General features: G+C 60.0%; 30 protein-coding genes. 11 read left to right on the forward strand and 19 right to left on the reverse strand.

Annotated elements, in window-relative coordinates; all coding sequences use genetic code 11:
* Positions 1–6: 6 nt before the first annotated feature.
* The gene (locus JNX03_RS18665; protein WP_203212310.1) at positions 7–771 is read left to right on the forward strand and encodes a MauE/DoxX family redox-associated membrane protein; all 765 of its coding nucleotides are present in this window, start codon (positions 7–9) and stop codon (positions 769–771) included.
* 103 nt (positions 772–874) lie between these two features.
* Here the strand turns inward: JNX03_RS18665 and JNX03_RS18670 are convergent, their stop codons facing one another.
* The 16 genes from JNX03_RS18670 to JNX03_RS18740 all read right to left on the reverse strand — a co-directional run bounded on the left by JNX03_RS18670 (position 875) and on the right by JNX03_RS18740 (position 11,265).
* Complete coding sequence (locus JNX03_RS18670) at positions 875–1,615, reverse strand: cytochrome c biogenesis CcdA family protein (protein ID WP_203212311.1); 741 nt, start codon at positions 1,613–1,615, stop codon at positions 875–877.
* Entirely contained in the window at positions 1,612–2,103 is a 492-nt protein-coding gene (locus JNX03_RS18675) for a hypothetical protein (protein WP_089963146.1), read from the reverse strand. Before JNX03_RS18675 ends, JNX03_RS18670 begins: the two co-directional genes overlap by 4 nt.
* On the reverse strand, positions 2,100–2,795 hold the full coding sequence (locus tag JNX03_RS18680) for an SCO family protein (RefSeq protein ID WP_111734042.1): 696 nt from the start codon (positions 2,793–2,795) through the stop codon (positions 2,100–2,102). Before JNX03_RS18680 ends, JNX03_RS18675 begins: the two co-directional genes overlap by 4 nt.
* Positions 2,796–2,856: 61 nt before the next feature.
* Positions 2,857–3,129 carry a hypothetical protein gene (locus JNX03_RS18685; RefSeq protein ID WP_203212312.1) on the reverse strand — a complete coding sequence of 91 codons (273 nt, stop codon included), beginning with the start codon at positions 3,127–3,129 and terminating at the stop codon, positions 2,857–2,859.
* 40 nt (positions 3,130–3,169) lie between these two features.
* Positions 3,170–3,451, reverse strand: a complete 282-nt coding sequence (locus tag JNX03_RS18690) for a hypothetical protein (RefSeq protein WP_111734039.1) — start codon at positions 3,449–3,451, stop codon at positions 3,170–3,172.
* 81 nt (positions 3,452–3,532) lie between these two features.
* Positions 3,533–4,045, reverse strand: a complete 513-nt coding sequence (locus JNX03_RS18695; protein ID WP_111734037.1) for a TlpA family protein disulfide reductase — start codon at positions 4,043–4,045, stop codon at positions 3,533–3,535.
* On the reverse strand, positions 4,042–4,638 hold the full coding sequence (locus JNX03_RS18700) for a DsbE family thiol:disulfide interchange protein (RefSeq protein WP_111734036.1): 597 nt from the start codon (positions 4,636–4,638) through the stop codon (positions 4,042–4,044). Before JNX03_RS18700 ends, JNX03_RS18695 begins: the two co-directional genes overlap by 4 nt.
* Positions 4,635–5,012, reverse strand: coding sequence for a c-type cytochrome (locus tag JNX03_RS18705; protein WP_244968379.1), 378 nt, complete (start codon positions 5,010–5,012; stop codon positions 4,635–4,637). Before JNX03_RS18705 ends, JNX03_RS18700 begins: the two co-directional genes overlap by 4 nt.
* Positions 5,013–5,214: 202 nt before the next feature.
* Entirely contained in the window at positions 5,215–5,349 is a 135-nt protein-coding gene (locus JNX03_RS20695) for a hypothetical protein (protein ID WP_009503829.1), read from the reverse strand.
* 66 nt (positions 5,350–5,415) lie between these two features.
* On the reverse strand, positions 5,416–5,871 hold the full coding sequence (locus JNX03_RS18710) for a DUF411 domain-containing protein (protein WP_111734032.1): 456 nt from the start codon (positions 5,869–5,871) through the stop codon (positions 5,416–5,418).
* Positions 5,872–5,909: 38 nt separating this feature from the next.
* Positions 5,910–7,349 carry a multicopper oxidase family protein gene (locus JNX03_RS18715; protein ID WP_111734031.1) on the reverse strand — a complete coding sequence of 480 codons (1,440 nt, stop codon included), beginning with the start codon at positions 7,347–7,349 and terminating at the stop codon, positions 5,910–5,912.
* A 665-nt stretch (positions 7,350–8,014) separates the two neighbouring features.
* Positions 8,015–8,377: an STAS/SEC14 domain-containing protein gene (locus JNX03_RS18720; RefSeq protein WP_203212313.1), complete on the reverse strand. Its 363-nt coding sequence runs from the start codon at positions 8,375–8,377 to the stop codon at positions 8,015–8,017.
* Positions 8,349–9,314: a cation diffusion facilitator family transporter gene (locus JNX03_RS18725; RefSeq protein ID WP_111734025.1), complete on the reverse strand. Its 966-nt coding sequence runs from the start codon at positions 9,312–9,314 to the stop codon at positions 8,349–8,351. The genes JNX03_RS18720 and JNX03_RS18725 overlap by 29 nt, the downstream gene beginning before the upstream one ends.
* Positions 9,304–10,059 (reverse strand): transglutaminase-like domain-containing protein, encoded by a 756-nt coding sequence (locus JNX03_RS18730; RefSeq protein WP_111734023.1) that lies wholly within the window; start codon positions 10,057–10,059, stop codon positions 9,304–9,306. The genes JNX03_RS18725 and JNX03_RS18730 overlap by 11 nt, the downstream gene beginning before the upstream one ends.
* 95 nt (positions 10,060–10,154) lie before the next feature.
* On the reverse strand, positions 10,155–10,733 hold the full coding sequence (locus JNX03_RS18735) for a cation transporter (protein ID WP_037941752.1): 579 nt from the start codon (positions 10,731–10,733) through the stop codon (positions 10,155–10,157).
* Positions 10,734–10,836: 103 nt separating this feature from the next.
* Positions 10,837–11,265, reverse strand: a complete 429-nt coding sequence (locus JNX03_RS18740) for a MerR family transcriptional regulator (protein WP_013959865.1) — start codon at positions 11,263–11,265, stop codon at positions 10,837–10,839.
* Between the two features lie 171 nt (positions 11,266–11,436).
* On the opposite strand from JNX03_RS18740, the gene JNX03_RS18745 reads away from it, so the two are divergent.
* The 10 genes from JNX03_RS18745 to lnt are packed head-to-tail and all read left to right on the forward strand — an operon-like array spanning position 11,437 to position 18,925.
* Positions 11,437–12,039 carry an SCO family protein gene (locus tag JNX03_RS18745; protein WP_231024347.1) on the forward strand — a complete coding sequence of 201 codons (603 nt, stop codon included), beginning with the start codon at positions 11,437–11,439 and terminating at the stop codon, positions 12,037–12,039.
* Between the two features lie 5 nt (positions 12,040–12,044).
* Positions 12,045–12,467: a disulfide bond formation protein B gene (locus JNX03_RS18750; protein ID WP_009503838.1), complete on the forward strand. Its 423-nt coding sequence runs from the start codon at positions 12,045–12,047 to the stop codon at positions 12,465–12,467.
* Entirely contained in the window at positions 12,464–13,123 is a 660-nt protein-coding gene (locus tag JNX03_RS18755) for a DsbA family protein (protein ID WP_009503839.1), read from the forward strand. Before JNX03_RS18750 ends, JNX03_RS18755 begins: the two co-directional genes overlap by 4 nt.
* A 23-nt stretch (positions 13,124–13,146) precedes the next feature.
* Positions 13,147–13,614, forward strand: coding sequence for a copper chaperone PCu(A)C (locus tag JNX03_RS18760; RefSeq protein ID WP_111734019.1), 468 nt, complete (start codon positions 13,147–13,149; stop codon positions 13,612–13,614).
* Complete coding sequence (locus JNX03_RS18765) at positions 13,614–14,240, forward strand: SCO family protein (RefSeq protein ID WP_111734018.1); 627 nt, start codon at positions 13,614–13,616, stop codon at positions 14,238–14,240. The genes JNX03_RS18760 and JNX03_RS18765 overlap by 1 nt, the downstream gene beginning before the upstream one ends.
* Complete coding sequence (locus tag JNX03_RS18770; protein ID WP_111734016.1) at positions 14,237–15,610, forward strand: M23 family metallopeptidase; 1,374 nt, start codon at positions 14,237–14,239, stop codon at positions 15,608–15,610. The genes JNX03_RS18765 and JNX03_RS18770 overlap by 4 nt, the downstream gene beginning before the upstream one ends.
* A gap of 3 nt (positions 15,611–15,613) precedes the next feature.
* The gene (locus JNX03_RS18775; protein ID WP_111734014.1) at positions 15,614–16,069 is read left to right on the forward strand and encodes a DUF411 domain-containing protein; all 456 of its coding nucleotides are present in this window, start codon (positions 15,614–15,616) and stop codon (positions 16,067–16,069) included.
* Between the two features lie 12 nt (positions 16,070–16,081).
* Entirely contained in the window at positions 16,082–16,864 is a 783-nt protein-coding gene (locus tag JNX03_RS18780; protein WP_111734012.1) for a ZIP family metal transporter, read from the forward strand.
* Positions 16,865–16,892: 28 nt separating this feature from the next.
* Positions 16,893–17,351, forward strand: a complete 459-nt coding sequence (gene lspA, locus JNX03_RS18785; protein WP_111734010.1) for a signal peptidase II — start codon at positions 16,893–16,895, stop codon at positions 17,349–17,351.
* Complete coding sequence (gene lnt / locus JNX03_RS18790) at positions 17,318–18,925, forward strand: apolipoprotein N-acyltransferase (protein WP_111734008.1); 1,608 nt, start codon at positions 17,318–17,320, stop codon at positions 18,923–18,925. The genes lspA and lnt overlap by 34 nt, the downstream gene beginning before the upstream one ends.
* Here lnt and JNX03_RS18795 read toward each other — a convergent pair.
* The 3 genes from JNX03_RS18795 to JNX03_RS18805 all read right to left on the reverse strand — a co-directional run bounded on the left by JNX03_RS18795 (position 18,906) and on the right by JNX03_RS18805 (position 21,331).
* Complete coding sequence (locus tag JNX03_RS18795) at positions 18,906–19,382, reverse strand: L,D-transpeptidase family protein (protein ID WP_111734006.1); 477 nt, start codon at positions 19,380–19,382, stop codon at positions 18,906–18,908. The two genes, lnt and JNX03_RS18795, sit on opposite strands and share 20 nt — an antisense overlap.
* Before the next feature lie 70 nt (positions 19,383–19,452).
* The gene (locus tag JNX03_RS18800) at positions 19,453–20,820 is read right to left on the reverse strand and encodes a TRAP transporter large permease (RefSeq protein WP_111734004.1); all 1,368 of its coding nucleotides are present in this window, start codon (positions 20,818–20,820) and stop codon (positions 19,453–19,455) included.
* Positions 20,810–21,331: a TRAP transporter small permease subunit gene (locus JNX03_RS18805; protein ID WP_111734003.1), complete on the reverse strand. Its 522-nt coding sequence runs from the start codon at positions 21,329–21,331 to the stop codon at positions 20,810–20,812. Before JNX03_RS18805 ends, JNX03_RS18800 begins: the two co-directional genes overlap by 11 nt.
* Positions 21,332–21,356: the final 25 nt, after the last annotated feature.

Here is a 21,356-nt window from a genome sequence, read left to right on the forward strand (position 1 = left end):
AACACCATGCCGAAAGACGCATCGAAATCAGCCCAACTCTACCGGATGGTCATGCAGGATCATCTTTGCCCTTATGGTCTCAAGTCCAAAGACCTGCTCGAACGGGAAGGGTACGAGGTCGAGGATCATCACCTGACGACACGTGAGGAAACCGATGCCTTCATGGAAAAGCACGGGGTCGAGACCACGCCGCAGACCTGGATCGGCGACAAGCGGATTGGCGGCTACGACGATCTGCGGGTCCATTTCGGCCTCGACGCGCCGGAAAGTGAGCGCTCGGACACCTCCTATCGGCCGGTGATCGCGATCTTTGCCGTCGCGTTTCTGATGGCGCTCGGCCTGTCATGGTACAGCTTTGGAACCATCCTCAGCCTGCGCGCGCTGGAATGGTTCGTCTCGATCTCGATGTGCTTGCTTGCAGTGCAGAAGCTTCAGGATGTCGAGAGCTTTTCGACCATGTTCCTGAATTACGACCTGCTGGCGCGCCGCTGGGTGCGCTACGGCTATCTCTATCCCTTCGGAGAGGCCTTCGCCGGTATCCTCATGGTCGCCGGGGCGCTCACCTGGCTGTCGGCACCCGTGGCCTTGTTCATCGGCACCGTCGGCGCGGTTTCGGTCTTCAAGGCCGTGTACATCGAAAGGCGCGAGTTGAAATGCGCCTGCGTCGGGGGAGACAGCAACGTGCCACTAGGGTTCGTCTCGCTCACCGAGAACCTGATGATGATGGTCATGGGTATCTGGATGCCGATCCGGGTCTACCTGATCGGTTGACGGCCCCGCGACCTCTACAGAGGCGCGGCGTGTACGACCTTTTTGACTGGTGGAGATGATCCCCACTTACCAGCCATCGCGCCAAGAGCTGGTTCGAAGTTCGTCAGCCGATTGTCGCGAGAAAGGGAAACGTCCCCAGCAGCCAATATGCAAACCGTGACAGTTGCCCGGTCATGATGGCAACTCCCATGATGATCATGGCAACACCCGCGCCCTTGTAGAGCCAGCGACCGGCCTTGCCGATCTGCCTTACCCGCGCGGCGATGGCGTCGGTGAACAGCGCAGCCAGCAGGAAAGGCACCCCCAGACCAGCGGAATAGATCGACAGCAGCCAGATGCCGTCCGACATGCCGCCGGAGGTCGAACTGAGTGTCAGGATCGCGCCGAGGATCGGTCCGATGCAAGGTGTCCAGCCAAAGGCGAAGGCCAGTCCCAGCAAGTAGGCCCCAAACGGGCGACCGCCGGGAATGTCGAGATTGAAACGGGTATCGCGCGAGAACGCATCCAGACGAAAGATACCCACCATGAACAGTCCGAACAGAATGATGATCCCGCCACCGAAATAATTCAGCTCAGTGCGCCATGTCAGCAGCAGCGACCCGAGCGCGCTGGCCCCGGCCCCGAGGGCGACGAAGACCGTCGAAAAGCCCAGCACGAAGCAGGCACTCAATCCGAGCGCCCCGGCACGTGCCCGCAGACCAACCGACCGCGTCGTACGCAGGTCCGGCTGCCCCGCAATGTACGAAACGTAGCCGGGCACCAGTGGCAGTACACAAGGCGACAGGAACGAAATGGCACCCGCAAGGAAGGCCGCGAAAATGCCGATGCCGGAAATATCCATCATGTTTCTCGCTTAGTGTTGAAGGACCACACGGCCCACCAGAACGCGACCAGCGGGACCACGATCCATTGCAAAACAGGTGACAGGCCCGCATCGAGGACCGGAATGATCGGCATCAGGTCCGAATAGGCCCAGGCCGCGCGGATCACGATGTTGAGCCATTCGCTGAACAGCGTGTATCCCAGTCCAAACACCACCGTCAGGACGGTCACAGACCGCCGCGTGGAGGCGACTAGGGGCCAGCCCCGGCCCGACAGCATGAGGGCAAGCATCAGCGCGCTCATGGCGATCAGGATATCACCACCCGTGCAATGGACGGCTGCGAAGACAATCTCACCCCAGGTGCCCTCGTTCCATATCGTGTAGAGCGGCATATGCGCGAACTCCCAGATCAGATTGGCCGGGATGATCACCGAAAAATACCGACGCAGAGCTGTCAGGGAAATTCCGTCTGTCGAGGACAGCCTGACGCCAGTCGCAAAGACACTCATTGAGACACACCTGTCAGCCGGTCCCACCAGCTGGGCTCCCGGCGTCGATGCTGTGCGTTGTTGATCAACTCGCTGACATAGAGGATGAGGTTCACGTTCTTGAAGTCCATGCCATGAAATTTTGCAGCGAACCGCCCGCCGATATCCACGACATGGGTGACCGCTCCGTGCATCATCATGTCGCTGTCGGCGGTCATCGTGAACTCCAGCCCATATTCCCGCGCCAGAAGGCGCGTTGCGTCATCAGATTGATCAGGCTGCTTGGTCAAAATGACCCAGTTGCTCGGATCGAGTCCATGCCGATCCACGTAATCGCGCAGCACGTCCGGCGTGTCATTCACCGGATCGGTGGTGATCGAGATGAACTGCACAAGCTCCTTCATCGGCCCGTCGTTGATCGAAGTCTGTATGGCCGCGATCTTTTCGGAGTGGAGCGGGCAGATATCCGGGCAATTGGCGTAGATGAAGTGCAGGATGATCACCTTGTCGCTGAAATCCGACAGGCGCACAGTATTCCCCTCGGAATCCTGCAACTCGAAACCTGGTGCCTGCACCTCATCGACAACCTGGAAGTATGGCTCCATCTCGAACATACGTGCATCCAGGTTTTCACCGGGATGATCGGCTAAAGCTGGAGAGGAGATCGTACCCGCAAGTATCGCCAAAGCGGCGCGTCGTGTCAGTGCTGTCAATTCTTAAATCCTTCAAAACTTTTGCCTGCCGATCCGCAGACCGACAGGCATTTTCGGCAGTTTAGCCGTCAGAATTTGGCGACGGCATCATGCCGCCGTCCATGTTCTCCGTCATGGACGCCATCATCTCGGTGCAGGCTTCCATCATGGGCTTCATTTCGGCCATCATCTTCATCATGCCCTCCATATCGCCATCCATCATGCCGCCTTGCATGGCACCGTCATTCTGCATCATCTCGCCGGTATCAGGCGTCGCCTGTTCCTGGGCGCTGACGGCAAATGCACTTGCGGTAACGGCTGACGCTACGACGAAGGTTTTAAATGCTTTTCTCATGGTTTTCTCCTTGGGTTAATCGTGTGGTTATCGAAAGAACTCAATCGGGAGACGCCCCCTCGGGCGATTTGGAACAGCCCTTTCCGGACCCGCCCTTCATGCACAGACCCAGGCCGCACATCGCAGCGCAGGGGGCCAGCGAGACCAGAACAGGCGCGAGCCCGATCGCGCTGAGCCATCCCCAGTTCAAGGCCATGCCGCCCCCGATCAAGGTTGCCGCACCGACGAACAGCAATCGTCTGCGCGTCAGCCACCCGGGCCAGTTGCCTGCGCTTTCGATGTCGGCGGCACCCGCGATGTTGGAAGGTGATATGTCGGTCATCCGGGAAATCCTTTCGATATTAGTGAAGTAGTCATTCCAGTAACTGGAAGGTCAAGGTTGAGAGAACGTCTTCTGGGGCACTCATTCGATAAATCCGCTCAGAAAGGACACCATTTCGGGGTCGTCCCATTCGGCCGGGCCGACCAGTCGACCAAGCTCCCGCCCCTGCGCGTCGATCAGGATCGTCGTCGGCAGGCCGACAGTACGCAGCGCAGTGGCTGAAAGCATGGTCTGGTCGACATACATCTTGAGATTGGAAACTCCGATTTCGTCGTAGAAGCGGCGCACGACTTTTGATCCGGCCCGGTCGATGGAAAGGGCGACCACCTCGAAGTCGTCGCCGCCAAGTTCCGCTTGCAGCGCATCCAGTGTCGGCATCTCTTCCCGGCAAGGGACGCACCAAGTTGCCCAGACATTCACGAGGATCACTTTGCCGCGAAAATCTTCCATGTCTCCCCGGCTTCCGTCTTCTTTCTCGTAGCGCACATTGGCGACAGGCTGCGGGGTGTCGTGAAGTGCAAACCCTTGCGGTGTCGCGAAAGCCGCGCCGACGGACAGTGCCAAGGCGATCAGCGCCGGTTTCAGATTTTTCATGGCGTTTTCTCCTTGGCGGGTTGGGTTTTGTGGTCACGGACGATCGGCAGCAGCGTTTCCTGCAGGATTGCTCGTGTGATCGGACCAACATGGCGGTAGGCGATGGTGCCGTCGGGCGCGATGACGTAGGTTTCGGGCACGCCATAGACGCCCCATTCGATACCGGCGCGTCCGTTGATGTCGGCCCCGATGCGCGCGTAGGGATCACCCAACTCGTCGAGCCAGGCGCGCGCCTGATCGGGCGGGTCCTTGTAGTTGATCCCGTAAAGCGGCACCTCACCTGTTGCGCTCAACTCCATGAACAGCGGATGTTCGGCCCGACAGGGCACACACCAAGAGGCAAAAACGTTCACCAGCGAGACATGGCCGATCAGATCCTGCGTCGAAAGACCTTCTTCGCGGCCGAGCACCGGGGGCAGCGCGAAGTCGGGCACGGGTTTGCCGAGAAGTGCCGACGGCAAGTCGTCGCCACCCCTGAAAAGCCCCCAACCGAACAGGACCATGAGGGCAAAAGCTATCAGCGGCACCAGCACGAACCCAGAGATTCTGCGTCTCGTCACAGGGTCGGCATTTCTCTCGACCTCTCCCGTCATGGCTGCGCCTGCTCATCGGCAAGGGATCGGCTTTCCTGCGACGCGCGGATCCGGTTGGGCCATGTGCTCTTGATGTAGTCAATGATCGCCGTGATCTCATCGTCTGTCAGCACATCCTCATATCCGGGCATGTCGCTTTCGTACCCGTTCCCGACAATCGCCGCCGGTCCGCGTTTCACGATGTCGAGCAATACGCGGTCGGGGTGATGCCAGGTATGGCCGGAGGCGTCGTGCGGCGGGGCAGGCAACCTGCCGTTCGGCAATCGTGTGCGCCATTCAGGTTGCCCCTCCAGGTTTGCCCCATGGCAACTGGCACAATTCTCTTGATAAAGGCGCTCGCCCATGAGCACGTCGCTCTGCGCCGCTACGGGCAAAACCGTTGTGGCGAGCAGGACAGCCGAGAGCCTAATCGTGTTTTTCACTAAGTTTCCGCCTTCTTATTGCGAGCCACCTACAGAGGACGATGAGTGCCGCGAGCAACGACAGGACAAGCAGGACGCAAAGCGCCCAGACCAATCCCATCGACAACAGGCTGTCGCCGCTGCTGGCACCTTCAGTCCGCATTTCGGCGCATTTCTATTTTCCGCTGTCCGAGCGGATGTATTTGACCAAGGCGATCGCCGCGAGCACCAGCACACCCACGATCAGCAACCAGACGAGGCCCATCGCAATCATCATGCCGCCGCCCATCATTCCACCGTCCATCATCATGCATTCCATCCTTTGTTTTCCCTTGAAACCGGTCTGGCACGGGTTCGCACCAGACCGCGCGATTGATCATTCGACCGAATATACGGTCGGGCTCACACCTTCCTCGACGGTGTAAATCTTGAAGGGCTCCTGTTTCGCGCCGCCCATACCCGGCGACCCCAATGGCATGCCGGGAAGTGTCACACCGGCAATTTCCGGGCGCTCTTCGAGCAGCCTGTTGACGACATCGATCGGCACGTGTCCGCTGACGACGTAATCGTCGAGAAAGGCTGTATGACAGCCTTGGAAGTCGTCCGGGATACCAGCCTCGCGACTGATCTGCGCGAGATCGTGGGTCGGCCGCACCTCCACCGTGAAACCGTTTTCGCGCAGATAGTCCGCGTAGCTTTCGCAGCATCCGCATTGCGGGTTCTTGTAGAGCGTGACCTCCTGCGCTGCGGCAGGCGCGGCATTCAGGCTCATCGCGAGGACGGCGACGGCACCTGCCGTGCCGAGGCTGGTAAATCCAAGTATCTTGTTCATCGGTTCATTCCTTTTCGTGGTCATTGGGTTGTGAGATTTCAGATTTTGGTCGTGCCGGGATCGACGCGGATGACGCCCATCATGCCCGCCGCTTGGTGTTCCAGGATGTGGCAGTGGAACATCCAATCGCCGGGGTTGTCCGCCACGAAGGCGATCTCGACCCGTTCTTTGGGGGCCATCAGGACGGTGTCCTGCCATTCGCGATACCGAGTCGATTGCCCGTTGCGCGCGATCACACGGAACGAATGCCCATGGAAATGGATCGGATGGTGCCATGCGGTGCGATTATCCATCTCGAACACGTGCGATGTGCCCTGCGGCAGGACCAGCAAGGGGTCCATCGTGTGCCCCGTCGCGGCTTCGCCGTTGATGAACCACATGTTGCCCTCGCGCATCTGCTCCATCATCGACCCCATGCCGCCGCCCATCATCATCTGCCCCATCATTCCGCCGTTGAAGACGATCTGATGCCGCGCGGCCGACGCCATGTCCGGTTCCGCCAACGGGTTGGGTGGCAGGTCCATCGACCAATCCGGCACACTGTCCCGCAGCCTGTCAGGCCCATAGACGAGGTCGACCAGACGGTATTCGAGGCCGTCGTAGAAGACATCGGTGACGGTGACGACTTCTCCGGGCTTGCCGGTCATGTCGATCACCAGATCGACACGCATGGCCGGGCCGATCACTACGATATCGCCATTTGGTGCATGAGGGGTCACGGGTTGACCATCCAGCGCGACCACAGCCGGTGCAAGACCGCCGAAATCCAGCCCGAATATCCGCGCGTTCGCCGCGTTGACTAGCCGCAAGCGGATGCGCTCACCGGATTGCACCGAGATTTGTTCGGGGATCTGACCGTTGATGGTCACGGAATTGCCAATACGACCGCCGTGCATCGCGTCATGGCGGTTGCCGAAGTCATCCGACAACTGCCCCGCCCGCGTCATGCGCCAGTCGTCCAGCATCCAGGTCACGTCGCGATCGACGCGGATCGGGTCCGCCTCCTCGACGATCAGCGACCCGTAAAGCCCGCGTCCGACCTGTTCCGAACTGCGCTGGTGCGGATGGTACCAGAACGTGCCCGCATCCAGCGCATTGAACTCGTAGAGAAAATCGCCATCAACCGGGATCGGATCCTGTGTAAGGAACGGCACTCCGTCCATCGCATTGGGCGTGCGGATGCCATGCCAGTGGATTGTGGTCCCTTCATCCAACCCATTCTGAGCCAGAACGCGGATTCGGTCGCCCTGGCGTACTCGGATTTTAGGGCCGGGGACGGATCCGTTATAGCTCCAGACATTAGTCGGGCCGTATGGTGACGGGCGCAGGGCGGCCTGTCCGGATGCCGCGCGTAGGACGAATGGGTCCCCAGTTGGATCGGCCATCGCCATTCGTGCAGGTGACAGAGCGGATAGGGCTGTGAATGCGGCACCTGTGCGAAGCACGTGCCTTCGTGAAATCGGTCTGTGGAGGATCATCGCAACTGCCTTGATCTGAAAGGGTCGCACTCAGCCAGCTTCGGCCAAAGCAACAATCAGGCCTCGCAGCAGGCGAGGCCGGTTTCAGGTTCAGACAGGCAGTTTGGGAGGGAATGGATCAAGCGACGGATTCGTGCCGAGTGAGATCAAAGGTTCGGCACCCCGGACGGCAGTACCAAAAGGCCTCGTGAGCCGCGCTGACGGCATATTGGCAAGGAGGCCAGAAGTACCGCTGGAGCCGCAAGGAACAGGACACCCACCTTCACAGGCAGTGCCCTCAGCAAATCCGGTGGGATCGCACCCGCCGCAACGGCCATCCGCGCTTTCGGTGGGTTCCATCTGCGCCATAGCCGTGACCGACATACCGGCCAACGACATATCCGGCGCAGTCACTGTACCGAAGGTCAGCATGAGAATCAAAACAAGGCGAAAAATGCGGAACATGAACAGTTTTTACAACCTTCCAGTAAGGGGAGGTCAAGCGATATTCTGTAACTTGGACGTGATGCCCCTGTAGCCTCACGATCTTGAGGCGGATGTCATTTCACTCGAATCGCACATGAGCACACAGTACCCGGTTAAAGTCGCTACGTAGTAGGTCCGGATCCGCCAGAAGCATTATTCCATATCCAATTCAGTTAGTCCTTTTCTTGCAGAATCGTTGGCTACCCGTCACGCGCCCACGCAAGTGCGGACTCGGCATCGCTGGATTCGAACCACTGCATCTCGGAGCCCGTCAGTAGGTTGACCACCCGAGCGCCCCATTCCAGCCATCTGCGTTCTCCGACAACCGCTATGCGACAGAAATCGTTCACGTGGGCGGTGTCGATCTTCAGATCTTCCAGGATCGCCGAAAGCTCTTCGTAGCCCTCGAAACTTGTAAGGTCGAGAACCAGACCCGGATTATCGGTTGTTCCAAGACGTTCATGAAGCAGCGCGTGCATTTTCTTGAAGTCTGCCTCTGTCAACTTGCCTTCGCAGACGAGCCCGATGACATTATCATGCTCGGTCAGCGTTTCCTTGAACATTGGTCTTCTCCTTTTCACTTGCGTTGCCGTGACCGTAGAGATCGGCGTTCTGATGAGCGCGATCCTCATGCTCAAATTCGAGACTGGAATGGCTGATGCCGAACTCTTCCTTCAGCCGCTTCTTGATCGCGCTCTTGATCTCTTCGATCTTCGACCAGCCCTCGGCTGCCACGACGACATGGCAGTCGAGCGCAGCCTCGTGCTCTTGCATTTGCCAGAGATGGACGTGGTGGACGTCGGCGACGCCTTCGACTTTCCGCATCGCTTCGACGACGGCCTCGTTGTCGATGTCCGGCGGGCTCCCGAGCATCAGGGTTCGGATTGGGCCGCCTATTTCAGTGAAAGACAGATACAGGATGTAGATCGCGATGCCGATGGTGATGGCAGGATCGACCCAACGCATGTCGTAAAGGATGATCAGCGACCCACCGACGATAACCGCGACCGAAGCAAGCGCGTCCGACAGGTTATGCAGGAAAAGCGCGCGGATGTTCACGCTGCCCTTCTGCATCGAATAGGTCAGCATTGCGGTCAGTGTGTCGACCACAAGCGCAATTCCACCGAGAATGACGACGGTCCAACCCATGACTTCGGGTGGATCAATCATGCGCATGCCACCTTCGTAGATCAGGTAGAAGCCGATCAAAATCAGGGTGGTGTAGTTAACCAGGGCCGCGACGATTTCGACCCGACCATAGCCGAAGGTCATGCGCTCATCGGCCGGGCGGCGCGCGATCTTGCGTGCGGCGAAGGCAATGACAAGCGAGGCCATATCGGAAAAGTTGTGCAGCGCATCGGCGATCAGTGCCAGACTGCCTGACAATATGCCCCCGACGATCTGCGCAACGGTAAGAAGCCCGTTCGCCCAGATCGCAATGGCAACCCGCCGATCGCCAGAATCCGGATCGATATGCGCGTGCCCATGATCATGCGGCATTGGCAGGCTCCTCATGCGCGTGTGTCGCGCGTCGGTCAGTCTTGAGGCGGCCGCTGCGGAAACCACGTACGCGCGCATTCATCCAGTGGCGTATGATATGACGGTAAATGGCACCACGCAGCCATCCAAAGGATTGCTCATGGGACAAATAGAAGGTGTCCGGCGTATCAAACACGCCGAAATCCTGCACGATGCCGGTTTTCTGAATGTAGGTATCTTCTCCGTTCCAGGCGACGGGAGGCGCGCCAAGACAATCCGTGCCCGCGCCATACCCGCAGAGACTGTCCGTGTCCGAGAAAGACGTTTGCAGAACTTTGAGGAAAGCGTCATCCAGGATGAAGCCTTCAAGGTTGATCCAGGCACCTTGATATTCGATCTCAACCCATGAGTGGAGAACTTCCTGCGGAGCAAGCGGATACACCAGCTCAGGGACAACACCGCGCTGCAAGCCTGTGTGGATCGTGAAGCCATGCAACCGGCTACGAATGCCGATACCACGCAGCAGCGCCATCAAGAGCGTGCCTTTGGTATTGCACTGCCCATAGCCGTCGGAAAGCACTTCGGATGCGGGGATGTCGTCAGCTCGATTGTATCCGAACGCGATTTCATTCCGAACGAAATCATAGGCAGCTCCGATCCGATCGTATTCGGATAAGCCGCGCCAGCTGCGGTTCTCAATTAGATGCGCAAGAGGCGCGGCATCAAAATCCAGTAGTTTGGTGGGTACAAGTAGGGGGTCGGTCATATGCAACGGGGCGCTCCTCGAATCGTCTTAGAACAAGACTAATTGCTATAGTCACTGTAGCTTCAATCCTTTCTTTCAGAAAGAATCTCCCGCAACTATTTGCCCGTATGAACTGCTTTGTGGTGTTCGCCGTGTGCGTCGCGCAGAATGTCGATACCTCCCCAGGCCGCGATCCCGGCGACAATCACGCCGACGACGAGGTCCGGCCAGTTGGTTCCCAGCCAGGCGACGAGGCCGCCAGCCACGACGATTCCGAGGTTCGCGGCGAAATCGTTGTAACTGAAGGTGTTGGCCGCGCGGATGTTGACGTCCGGATCTTTGAGCTTAGCGAGCAGCCAGACGCAGACTGCGTTGATGGCCGCCGCGATCAGGGCCATGGCGATCATGATCGTCCCGAGCGGATCTGACCCGCCGATGTAGCGGCGCCATGCATCGTAAAGGATACCAGCGGCGAACAGAATCAGCAGCCCGCCAGAAACGTTCGCCGCCCCGCGTTTCCATTTGTCGGATCGGGACAAAGCGAAAAGGCTGATCGCGTAGACGAAGCTGTCGGAGAGGTTATCGAGCCCGTTGGCGATCAGGGCACTTGAGTCGCCGAAGGCGCCTGTTGCGAAAAAGGCCACGGCCAAACCGATATTGAGCGCAAGAACGATCCAAAGCGTCCGTCTCTCCATTGAATCTTGTCTAGCGGCCATTTTGTGGTTCCAGCTTGTGTTGTACGACACATTAACTTCTGCGGCTGATCTGCGTTCCAGCCGGAATGTTGGCTGAATTCCTTCAGGCCCCGATTTCCTCGTGCTCGGTCAGGCATTCCGAATGGTCCCGCAACACCTCAAGCACCTTGCAGTCTCCGGTCCGCCCGCCGCTGCATTCGTGAACCATGCGTTTCAGTTCCGTGCGCAGCGCCTTCAGGCGGGCCATGCGCTGCTCCACCTGTTTGAGCTGGCGACGCGCGATGGCATCTGCCTCGTCGCAGGGGCGGTTGGGATGGTCGCTGAGGTCGAGCAGCTCGCGGATCGCATCGAGCGAGAAACCGAGTTGCCGCGAATGGCGGATGAAGGACAGTCGGTCGAGCTGTGCATTGTCGTAGCGCCTCTGTCCGCCTTCGGTCCTGCCAGGTTCGGGCATAAGTCCGATCTGTTCGTAGTACCGGATGGTCTGCACTTTTGTGCCAGTCTTCTTTGACAGAGTACCGATCGTGAGCATTTTCGCCTCCATGAAAAAGATACAGTTTGTGTAGGTTTTGCCGTCGGAATAAACAAGTGTCGGATTCACAGACGCGTGAGTTCAAGCTATACCATGATTTCGTTCTTGAACCTCTAGCGGCTAGAGGATGTATCCGCACATGCAATAAGAATCAAAAACAGGCGAACAGGATTGTCCCTTACATCGGCACAGAAGTTTCTTTGGGTTTTGGCAGGCGTGGCAGCGCTTGCCTTCGTATGGCTTTTGCTATGGTCCGATTATCGTGCCGATAGCGCCCGAACCGACGCCGAGCCGCCTTTTTTCGCTGAGTTCGAACTGACGGACCACCAGGGTATGGTTCAAACCGAGGAGGACTTTGCGGGGCGCTGGATGCTGGTTTTTTTCGGGTTTACCAACTGCCCCGACGTCTGCCCGACGACCCTATCTGAGGTCGCGGCGGTGATGGACGGTCTGGGCGACGATGTCGCCAAGGTCCAGCCGATTTTCATAACAATCGACCCTGAACGAGACACGCCCCCAGCACTCGCCGAATACGTCCCGCTGTTCGATGCGGGCATCATCGGGCTGACGGGCACGCCGGAACAGATCGCCGCCACGTCCGAGACATTTCCAATCTTCTTTGAGCGCGTCGAAGAGGCCGCAGCGCCGGATGGGTACACCATGGGCCACACGTCGCATCTGTTCCTCTTCGACCCCGAGGCAGGCTTTGCCGACTCCTGGCCCTACGGCACCTCCGCCGAAGAGATCCTCGCCGATCTGGAAGAGAGGATCTGACCGACATGAACCGTATGTCCGGAGAAACAGCCCTCGGGCTGGCGTGGATCATCGCGCTCGTTGCCTCACTTGCCGTGCTTTTTATCGGCGAGGTGCTGGGGCAGACGCCCTGTGTGCTGTGCTGGTTCCAGCGCGCCTTCATGTTCCCCTTGGCCATTATCCTCGGGCTGGGCCTGTGGTGGCGGGACGGCCGTGTGGGGCGCTACGGCATCGCATTGGCGCTTGGCGGCGGCGCAGTCGCCCTGTGGCACATGGGGCTGTACGTCGGTCTTGTTCCCGAACGCATCCAGCCTTGCACAGCCACCGGCCCCTCTTGCACCGATGACAACCAACTGGTCTTCGGCGTCCCTATCCCGCTGATGGCGCTCGTCGCCTTCGCGCTGATCGGGGCGCTGTCGGCCCTTTCATTGAAGGACACACGAACATGAACCGACGCGGCCTGATCCTGTCCGTTTTCGCCATCGGCGTCGCCGGTTTCGGCGGAGCCACCTGGTTTGCAACCCGCCCCGGCCCGGTGGCCGAAGCGGAGCCTGTTGCTCCGGAACTTGCTGAGGCGATGATCCGCCCCTACTCGCCCATCCTCGGACCTGCGGAGGCGCCCGTCACGATCGTCGAATTCTTCGATCCGGCCTGCGAGGCCTGTCGCGCCTTTCATCCCATCGTGAAGGACATCATGGCCGAGCATGGGGATGCTGTCCGCGTCGTGATCCGCTACACGCCCTTCCACGGCGCGGCATCCGAGGAAGCGATCCGCGTGCTCGAGGCGGCGCGCATGCAGGACGTTTACGTGCCGGTGCTTGAGGCCGTTCTGCGGGAACAGCCGAGATGGGCGTCGCACGGTGCCCCGGCGCCTGGCCTGATCCTTCAGATCGCCGCCACGGCCGGACTCGATGCCGAGGCCGCGCGCACGCAAATGCTGGCACCCGATGTCGTGGCGATCCTGAACCAGGATCGTGCTGACGTCGAGACCGTGGGAATTCGCCAGACGCCCACATTCTTCGTGAACGGCATGCCGCTCGATCCATTCGGAGAGGCAGAATTGCGTCGTCTGGTGGCTGCCGAAGTCGCTGCCGCGCAAAGCTGAATGGAAAGGGCAGGATCAGAACGATGAAAAAGTATATTTTGACCAGCACACTGGCGGCGCTTTTGACCCTTGGAGGGTTCTCAGCGCCCGCGCTGGCCGGACCCGAGGATGTTGTCGTCGAGAACGCGTGGTCCCGCGCCTCCATCGGGATGAACCGTCCCGGGGCCGCTTACATGACGATCCGCAACACTGGCGACGAGCCAGTGACGCTGATCGGCCTTACAACACCGCTCGCGATGATGCCCGAAATTCACGAGACGAAGACAAATGCCGAAGGTGTGAGTTCCATGAGCCCGGCGGGGGAGATCGCGATCGCCCCGGGCGAGAGCGTCGCGCTCGAACCGGGGGGCCTGCACGCAATGCTGATGCGGCTACAAGAACCGATGACGGAAGGGGACAACTTTCCGCTGACCCTGCTTTTCGAAGACGGAGGCGAAGTGACGGTCGAGGTGCCGATCCTCGGAATCGCCGCGCGGGGGCCAGAGGACTGATGCGGCGACGGGCGATCCTGGGGTACGGCGCGGCTGGTGTCGGGGCGGTCGCCCTGATGCTCTTCGTCGGTTGGTGGCAGGTCGATGGACCCGGTGGAGCCGAGCCTGTCGGGCAGCGGCCTGTGGCCCTGACCGAGATGGATTTCCGTCTGACGGATCATGAGGGCAACGCGGTCGGGCCAGAAACCCTGATCGGTCGCCCGACGATGGCGTTCTTCGGCTTCACCTACTGTCCCGATGTCTGCCCGACCACGCTCTCGGACATTTCGGGATGGCTCGACGATCTGGGAGACGAGGCCGAAGAAATGAACGTGGTTTTCATCACGGTCGATCCCGAGCGCGACACTGTAGAGGCGATGGCCGAATATGTCGGCTACTTCCATCCTGGGATACGTGGCTGGACGGGACCGGAGGAGCAGATCGCGCGCGTCGCGGACGGCTTCCGCGCCACCTACGTGCGGGTGCCGACGGAAAGCGGCGATTACACGATGAACCACACCGCGAGCGTCTTCCTGTTCGCAGCCTCTGGGCGGTTCGTCACCATGATCGACTATCACGAACCCAGAGAATTCGCGGTGCCGAAAATTCGCCGCGCGCTGGCAGAAGAAATGGAGGGGGCGACATGAGGCTCAGAACTTTGGCGGCGGGTGTCGCAATTGCGGGGACGGTTTTGGGAGCGGCTATCGCCATCTCTGATTTCATGCCGAAAGAACCCGTGCCGCCGGAACTTGCCCAGGCAGGTAGCTGGATGCCCCAAGGTCCTGAAGCCCCTAGAAACGTTGAAATCCTCGTGACGCTGCCCGCGACGGCATGGGCAGAGGATGCACCCGACCTCGGCCCCCTACCCCTTCTGCAGGTCGCGTTTGCCGACAGGCCGGTAAGGGCGATCGAGCCACCGCTGTCGACGTGGTCGCGCGACATTGCACCTGGCGAGACGCTCGATTTCTTGCTGTCCGAAGCTGGACTTGCGGCACCTGACAGAGCCGAAGTTGCCCTCGCGCTTGGCGCGGAATACGATCTGCGACGGCTGCGGCCGGGGCACTCGGTCACTGTCGCTTCGACCGTGGACGGCAGCCCCCGCACCGTCTCACTCGCCGTCGAGGACGGAGTGCGGATCGAGGTGGTTTTCGGCGAGCAGTTGTCTACGCAGGTCGTGGCTCCGGATCCGGAGATCGTAACCCTTGCCGGCAAAGCCGTGATCGACAGCTCGATCTTCGCGGCACTCGACGAAGCCGGCATACCCGCCCGTTTTTCCGTGGACCTTGCGCAGATGCTGGGTGGGACCGTGGATTTTCGCCGCGAGTTGGCCGGTGGCGAGACACTAAGGCTTCTCTGGCGTGAGGCGCGGGTCGGCGAGGACAGGATCGGACAGCCCGAACTCGCCTTCGCCGCACTGGAGATCGGCGGTTCGCTTTACGAGATCGTATGGCCGGACGACGGCAGCGGTCAGGCGACGATCTACGTCGATGGCGAGGTGCTGCGCGTCTTCGCACAGCCGGTCGAGGGTGCGCGCCTCAGCTCGGTGTTCGGACGCCGCACGCATCCGGTCTTTGGCAACGTCCGGATGCACACCGGCGTCGATTTCGCAGCGGCACGCGGGACACCGGTTCAATCGACGGCACCGGGGCGGGTCAGTTTCATCGGCTGGCGGGGCGGCTATGGTCGAGTGGTCGAAATCGCCCACGGCTCCGACACCTTGACGCGCTACGCGCATCTGAGCGCCGTGCCGGAAGACCTGGCACAAGGCCAACGCGTTGCGGCGGGAGATGTGATCGGCCGCGTCGGCGCGACTGGTACGGCGACAGGTCCGAACCTGCACTACGAAGTCCTTGTGGATGGGCGCCCGACTGACCCCCTCTCTGACGACCGGCTCGCCGAAGCAGCCGAGAGCGAAGCGGATGATACCGCCGCGCTCTCGCGTCTGGCCGAGGCGCGCGCGCTTCTGAATCAAAACCTCGGCAGCGAGATTGCCGAAACGACAACCGAAAGGCTCTGACCCATGAAACGCATGACCCAAGCTCTGGCAATCACCCTCGCCCTGTTCCCGGCGGCCCAGGTCCTCGCAGAGGCAACGGCGATCGAGGTCCGCAAGACGAACGGTTGCGGCTGTTGCCTGTCTTGGATGAACCATCTCGAAGAAAACGGGTTTGCGCCGACGGGCGAGAACATGTTCGGTGGGTCGCTGGTTCGCTTCAAGCTCGACAACGGCGTGCCGCAGCGCATGGTCTCCTGCCACACCGCGCTCATTGATGGCTACGTGATCGAAGGCCATGTCCCGGCCGCTGACATCCGCCGCATTCTCGAGGAGCGCCCGGACGCCGTCGGCCTCGCCGTTCCGGGGATGCCCTATGGCTCGCCCGGCATGGGGCCAGAAGACGACCGCGAGGCCTATGATGTCTTCCTCATCCGCAAGGACGGGTCGACGGAAGTCTTTTCGAGCTACGCCGAAGGATAATCTGGCTCGCCCATGGAAAATCTGTCTCCGATAATGCTCGGCTTTCTCGGAAGTCTCGCCGCCGGATCCCTTACGGCAGTCGGGGCAGCTCCCGTGCTGTTCGGGCGCATCCCGTCCCGGGCCACGCGCGATCTGTCGCTCGGCTTCGCTGCCGGTGTCATGCTGTCAGCCTCGTTCTTTTTGCTGATCATCCCGGCATTGGATGCGGCAGAGCCAATGTTCGAAAACGGCGCGATGCCTGCGGCCATCGTATGCGTCTCGATCCTTCTGGGCATGGGGGCTGTCGCGCTGATGAACGAAAAGCTGCCGCACGAGCACTTCAAGACGGGACGCGAAGGGCCCGAAGCGGCGTCTTTGCGGCGGGTCTGGCTGTTCATCATCGCGATCACGATCCACAACTTCCCCGAAGGCCTCGCGGTCGGGGTCGGCTTCGGATCCGGAGGTATGGAGGGCGGTCTGCCGCTCGCCATCGGCATCGGGCTTCAGAATGCGCCCGAAGGATTGGCCGTCGCTGTATCTCTGCTGGGCGAGGGATATCCGAAGCTGCGCGCCTGGGGCATCGCGGCGCTGACGGGCATGGTCGAGCCGATTGGCGGCCTGCTCGGGGCCGGGATCATCACACTGTCGGAACCGCTGCTTCCATGGGGTCTGGCCTTTGCCGCGGGAGCGATGCTCTACGTCATCAGCCACGAAATCATCCCCGAAACCCATCGCAGCGGCCATCAGAACAGGGCAACGCTCGGTCTCGCTGTCGGGCTCGTTCTGATGCTGTTTCTCGATGTCTGGTTGGGATGAGGCAATGTCATCATACAAAGGATCTCCGATGATCGGCGTATTTGCAGCGCTTGCTACGTTCGCGATCGATCAGATCACCAAAGCCATTGTCGTTGCGAATGCCGTCACTTTAAGCGTCGGGATTTCCGTGTTTCCGGGATTCAACCTCGTCTTTTATCGTAATGACGGCGTGACTTTCGGGATGCTGGGCGGCGCTCCGTGGTGGAGCCTAATCGCTCTCGCTCTTGCCATCTGTGTTTGGCTAGGGGTTATGCTGTTTCGCGCCGAAAATGCGGTCGAAACACTTGCCTATGGCGCGATCATTGGCGGAGCCCTGGGCAATGTCATCGATCGTGTGCGGTATCGGGCTGTAACAGACTTTCTCGATTTCTACATTGGCACAACACATTGGCCTGCCTTCAACTTGGCCGATGTATTTGTCGTCAGTGGCGTGGGGCTCTTGCTCGCCGCGCCATGGATCAGCGCGCGGCGTTCGATCAAGTCGTGAAGCCGGAAATTCTGAACCGCATCGCTCTGCGCCACCGTTTTCTTTCGCGGATGACGCTTGGTTTCGTCGCCGGGGCGCTGACCGTTCTGACTTTCCCGCCTTTCTCGCTTCTCTTGCTTGTTCCCATTGCCTATTCCGCGTTGTTTGTCGGTCTTCGCGATCTCTCCTTCGGGCGCGCTTTCCTCGTCGGCTGGGCGTTTGGTCTTGGCCAGTTCGGTTTCGGGATTTCGTGGATCGCGGAAAGTTTCTACGTCGAGGCCGAGCGGTTTGGGACGATGGCGATCCCGGCGGTCGCGGGATTGTCCGCAGGTCTCGCGATTTTCCCGGCCATTGCCGCCGTGCTCTTCGCCGAAATCGCGCGGCGCGGAGCCATGGGCAGTCTCTTGAACTGCCTCCTGTTCGCGACCTCTTGGACCGTGGCCGAGTGGTTGCGTGGTCACGTTCTGACAGGGTTTCCCTGGAACCTGGCCGGTTACGCACTTGTGGACTATGCCGCCCTTCGCCAGACCGCCGCCTGGGTCGGAAGCTATGGGCTAAGCTTTCTCACCGTGTTCGTCGCGTTGCTCCCCGGCGCTGCTGTCATGGCGTCCGGGCGGCAACGATTGACCATCTCGCTCGTGGCGCTGGCCGGCATCGCGACGATGTGGGCTGTCGGCACGCTTCGCCTCCAGTCGGATGCACAACAGCCACCCACTGTCGACCTGCGCATTGTCCAGGGCAACATTCCACAAGAGGAGAAATGGGCGCCCGAGAACCGCGAGGCGACATTCGCGCGCTATCTTGAGCTTTCAACCCTGCCCGGCGATTTCGACGTTCTTCTCTGGCCGGAAACCGCCTTTCCGGGTTTCCTCGATGAGGATACGGAGGCGCGGGCCCGCATTGCCGCTGCGCTACCGGAAGGCAGCGTGCTACTCACCGGAGTGCCGGACCGTGTACCGAGCGAGGATGGCATCCGATATTTCAACACGGTCCAGGCTTTTGGCGATACCAGCAAAATCCTGACCGGATACGCGAAACACCATCTCGTGCCCTTCGGCGAATATGTGCCATTCCGCGGCTGGTTGCCGATCGAGCGGCTGACGGCGGGGCTCGGCGACTTTACGCCCGGACCGGGCCCACGAACGCTTGCGCTTCCGGGTGTGCCGCTGGTCGCCTTGGCGATCTGCTATGAGATCATCTTCCCAGGCCATGTGGTCGACGACCTGTTCCGACCTGACTGGATTTTCAACGCGACAAACGACGCCTGGTTCGGCACCAGCATCGGACCCGAGCAGCATCTGGCTTCCGCACGGATGCGCGCCGTAGAGGAAGGCCTTCCTGTCATCCGAGCCGCGAATACGGGCATCTCCGCGGTCATCGACGCGAACGGAAGTGTCGCCGCGCGGCTCGATACCGGCGAAACGGGCATCATCGACGCTAGCCTGCCCTCCGCGCGACCGCCGACACTCTACGCGAGCTTCGGGGACTGGATGCTGTTGGCGCTCATCTTGGCTTCGTGGAGCTGGGCACTGGCGGCCAATGCGACGGCTCACTACCGCCGCATGAGAAAGACCGTCATGCAAAGATGTGGATAGGTGTTCCGTCCTTCACCATTGCATAGATGTCCTCGATCTGCCGATCTGTGACCGCGATGCAGCCAGCTGTCCAGTCGCGGACGTCCGTTGGGTCGATGCCCGGGCGTGGACCACCATGGATGAAGATGTCGCCGCCGGGGGAAAGGCCCTGCGCTTCGGCAAAGGCGATGTCGGCCTCGTTCGGATAAGAGATACCAACTGAAAGATGATACGTACTTTCAGGGTTGCGCTTATCTACTATGTAGGTGCCCTCCGGGGTCCGGCCGTCTCCCTCGAATTGCTTGTGACCCTCAGGAGCGAAACCCAGCCCGACCGGATAGGTTTGCAATACGCGATCGGCTCCGTCGAGAACAAGCAAGCGCTGCCCCTTGTAGAGCCGAACACGGGTCACCTCGGGTCCGCCATAGCTGCGGAACTTGCTGGCACAGCCGGACAGAAAGGCGGACATCATGCCCATGAGAAAAATACGACGTTTCATTGAAGGTACTCGATTTTTTGTTCTTTGGCCGAGCATTTATCATGAACCTTCAATTCAACAAAGGGCTGTCTGACTTGGAAAGAACAAGTTCCGGGAGCCAGGTAACCAGTTCTGGCCACAATGCCAGCACTGCGATGAGCAGGATTTCAATGATCACGAGCGGCCCGGCGCCACGATAGATGTCAGCCAGATTGACACCTGGAGGAGCGGCCATCTTGGCGAAGAAGAGAGCATATCCGAATGGGGGCGTGAGAAAGGACGTTTGAAGCGCCAAAGCGATCAAACCGGCCAGCCAGATTTTTGAAAAATAGTCCGAGCCAACATGATCTGAAAAATCCAGCTGCCCGAACACCGGCAGCAAAATTGGGAGAAAGACGAGCAGGATCTCGATCCAGTCGAACACGAACCCGAGGACGAGGATGATGCCAAGCAGCAAGGCAAGCGTCATCCAGCGCCCGAGATCGAACCCGTTGATCCATTCAAGCAGAACTTCGCGCCCCTCAATCAGATTGAAGCCAAGCGAAAAAATGGATGCCCCGACGACGATAAAAAACACCATTGAAGTCATGGATGCGGTCTGAACTATCGTCTTGTTGAGGCGTGCAAGTGTCATGCGTCCGCGAAACGCCATGACCAACAGTCCCCCGAAGACGCCGATACCTGCCGCCTCGGACAGGGTCGCGATCCCGCCCACGATACTGAGAGGAATGGCTGCAATAACTCCGATGGCAATGATCACCGACAACACGTCCCGCATGGTGGGTTTTTCCGCATCCGACAGGGCAACGTCGACACGATTACGAAGTGTGACCGCGTAAAACAGCGAAAAGAATAAGACCAGCAGCAGCACCGGGATGACAAGCGCTGTGTACATCAACGCGATCCGAAGCTGAAAGACATTGGCCACAAAGAACAGCAGGACAGCCGGTGGAAAGACGACCCCCAACGCCCCGGACGCCGCAACCGCCGACCCGGCCGTGGAAGGCGCATATCCCGAGCGCAGCATCGGCCCATAGGCCACCAGAGCGACCGTCACAACCGACGCACCGATGACACCTGCGGCAGGCGCGAGGATCAGGCCAATCAACAGGGTGGCAATCGCATATCGGCCCGGCACGGATTTCAGGACATGGCCCAACGTCTGAAACAGCGTTGCTGCAACCCCGCTGGCATTCAGGACCAGCCCGAGAAAGATAAGAAGCGGGACACTAGTGAACTGCACACCTTCGTTGGTCAGGATGCCACGCACCCGAAGGTAAATGAGGCCGAGATGGCCAAAATCTGTAACGCCGATCACAACCGCAGCGACAAATGCCAGAAAACCGGTAGCGGTCAGGACCAAAGCCACAGGAAAACCGCTGAACACACCGATGCCCAATAGCCCTAGCATTGCGATGGTCAGGATTTCAGTCTCCATGTGGCATGTCTTCCTGAGAGCTTGGCGCGATGCCGTCGTGTCGCCCGCGCAGGAAGGCGATATTGCGCACCGTGACGACAAGGCCCGCCAGCCCCAGCAGGGCAGGCCCGATCACGGCGGCGATGCGCCGCGCCCAGATATCTGTTTCCGCATATTTCGTCGTCCGCATCAGCCCATCCCAACCGTAATTGGTCAGGATGATCGCCAAAGGCAGCAGTATGAAAAGACAGCCCGCAAGCTCGATCCACGCCAGGCGGCGCGGAGGCCAGTTTCGGCGAAAGACGTCCACGCGGACATGCCCGTCGCGCAGGTATGTAAATCCGAAAGTCATGAAAATGAGGATGAAAAGCAGTGAGGTGGATAGATCGGGAAGGATCGCCGAGACCCCGAGCTGAAGCTTGCGATCAAGCATTTGCAAGCCGGTAAAAAAAGCGATGGGGACCACGGTTAGCCACGCGGTCCCTACTCCTAGCGAGTGGATGATCTTTTCCAGCCTTTCAAGAATGCGCAATCTGTACCCTCCCAGCCCCTCTCAG

This window comes from Sulfitobacter mediterraneus, from assembly GCF_016801775.1.
GTDB lineage: Bacteria > Pseudomonadota > Alphaproteobacteria > Rhodobacterales > Rhodobacteraceae > Sulfitobacter > Sulfitobacter mediterraneus_A.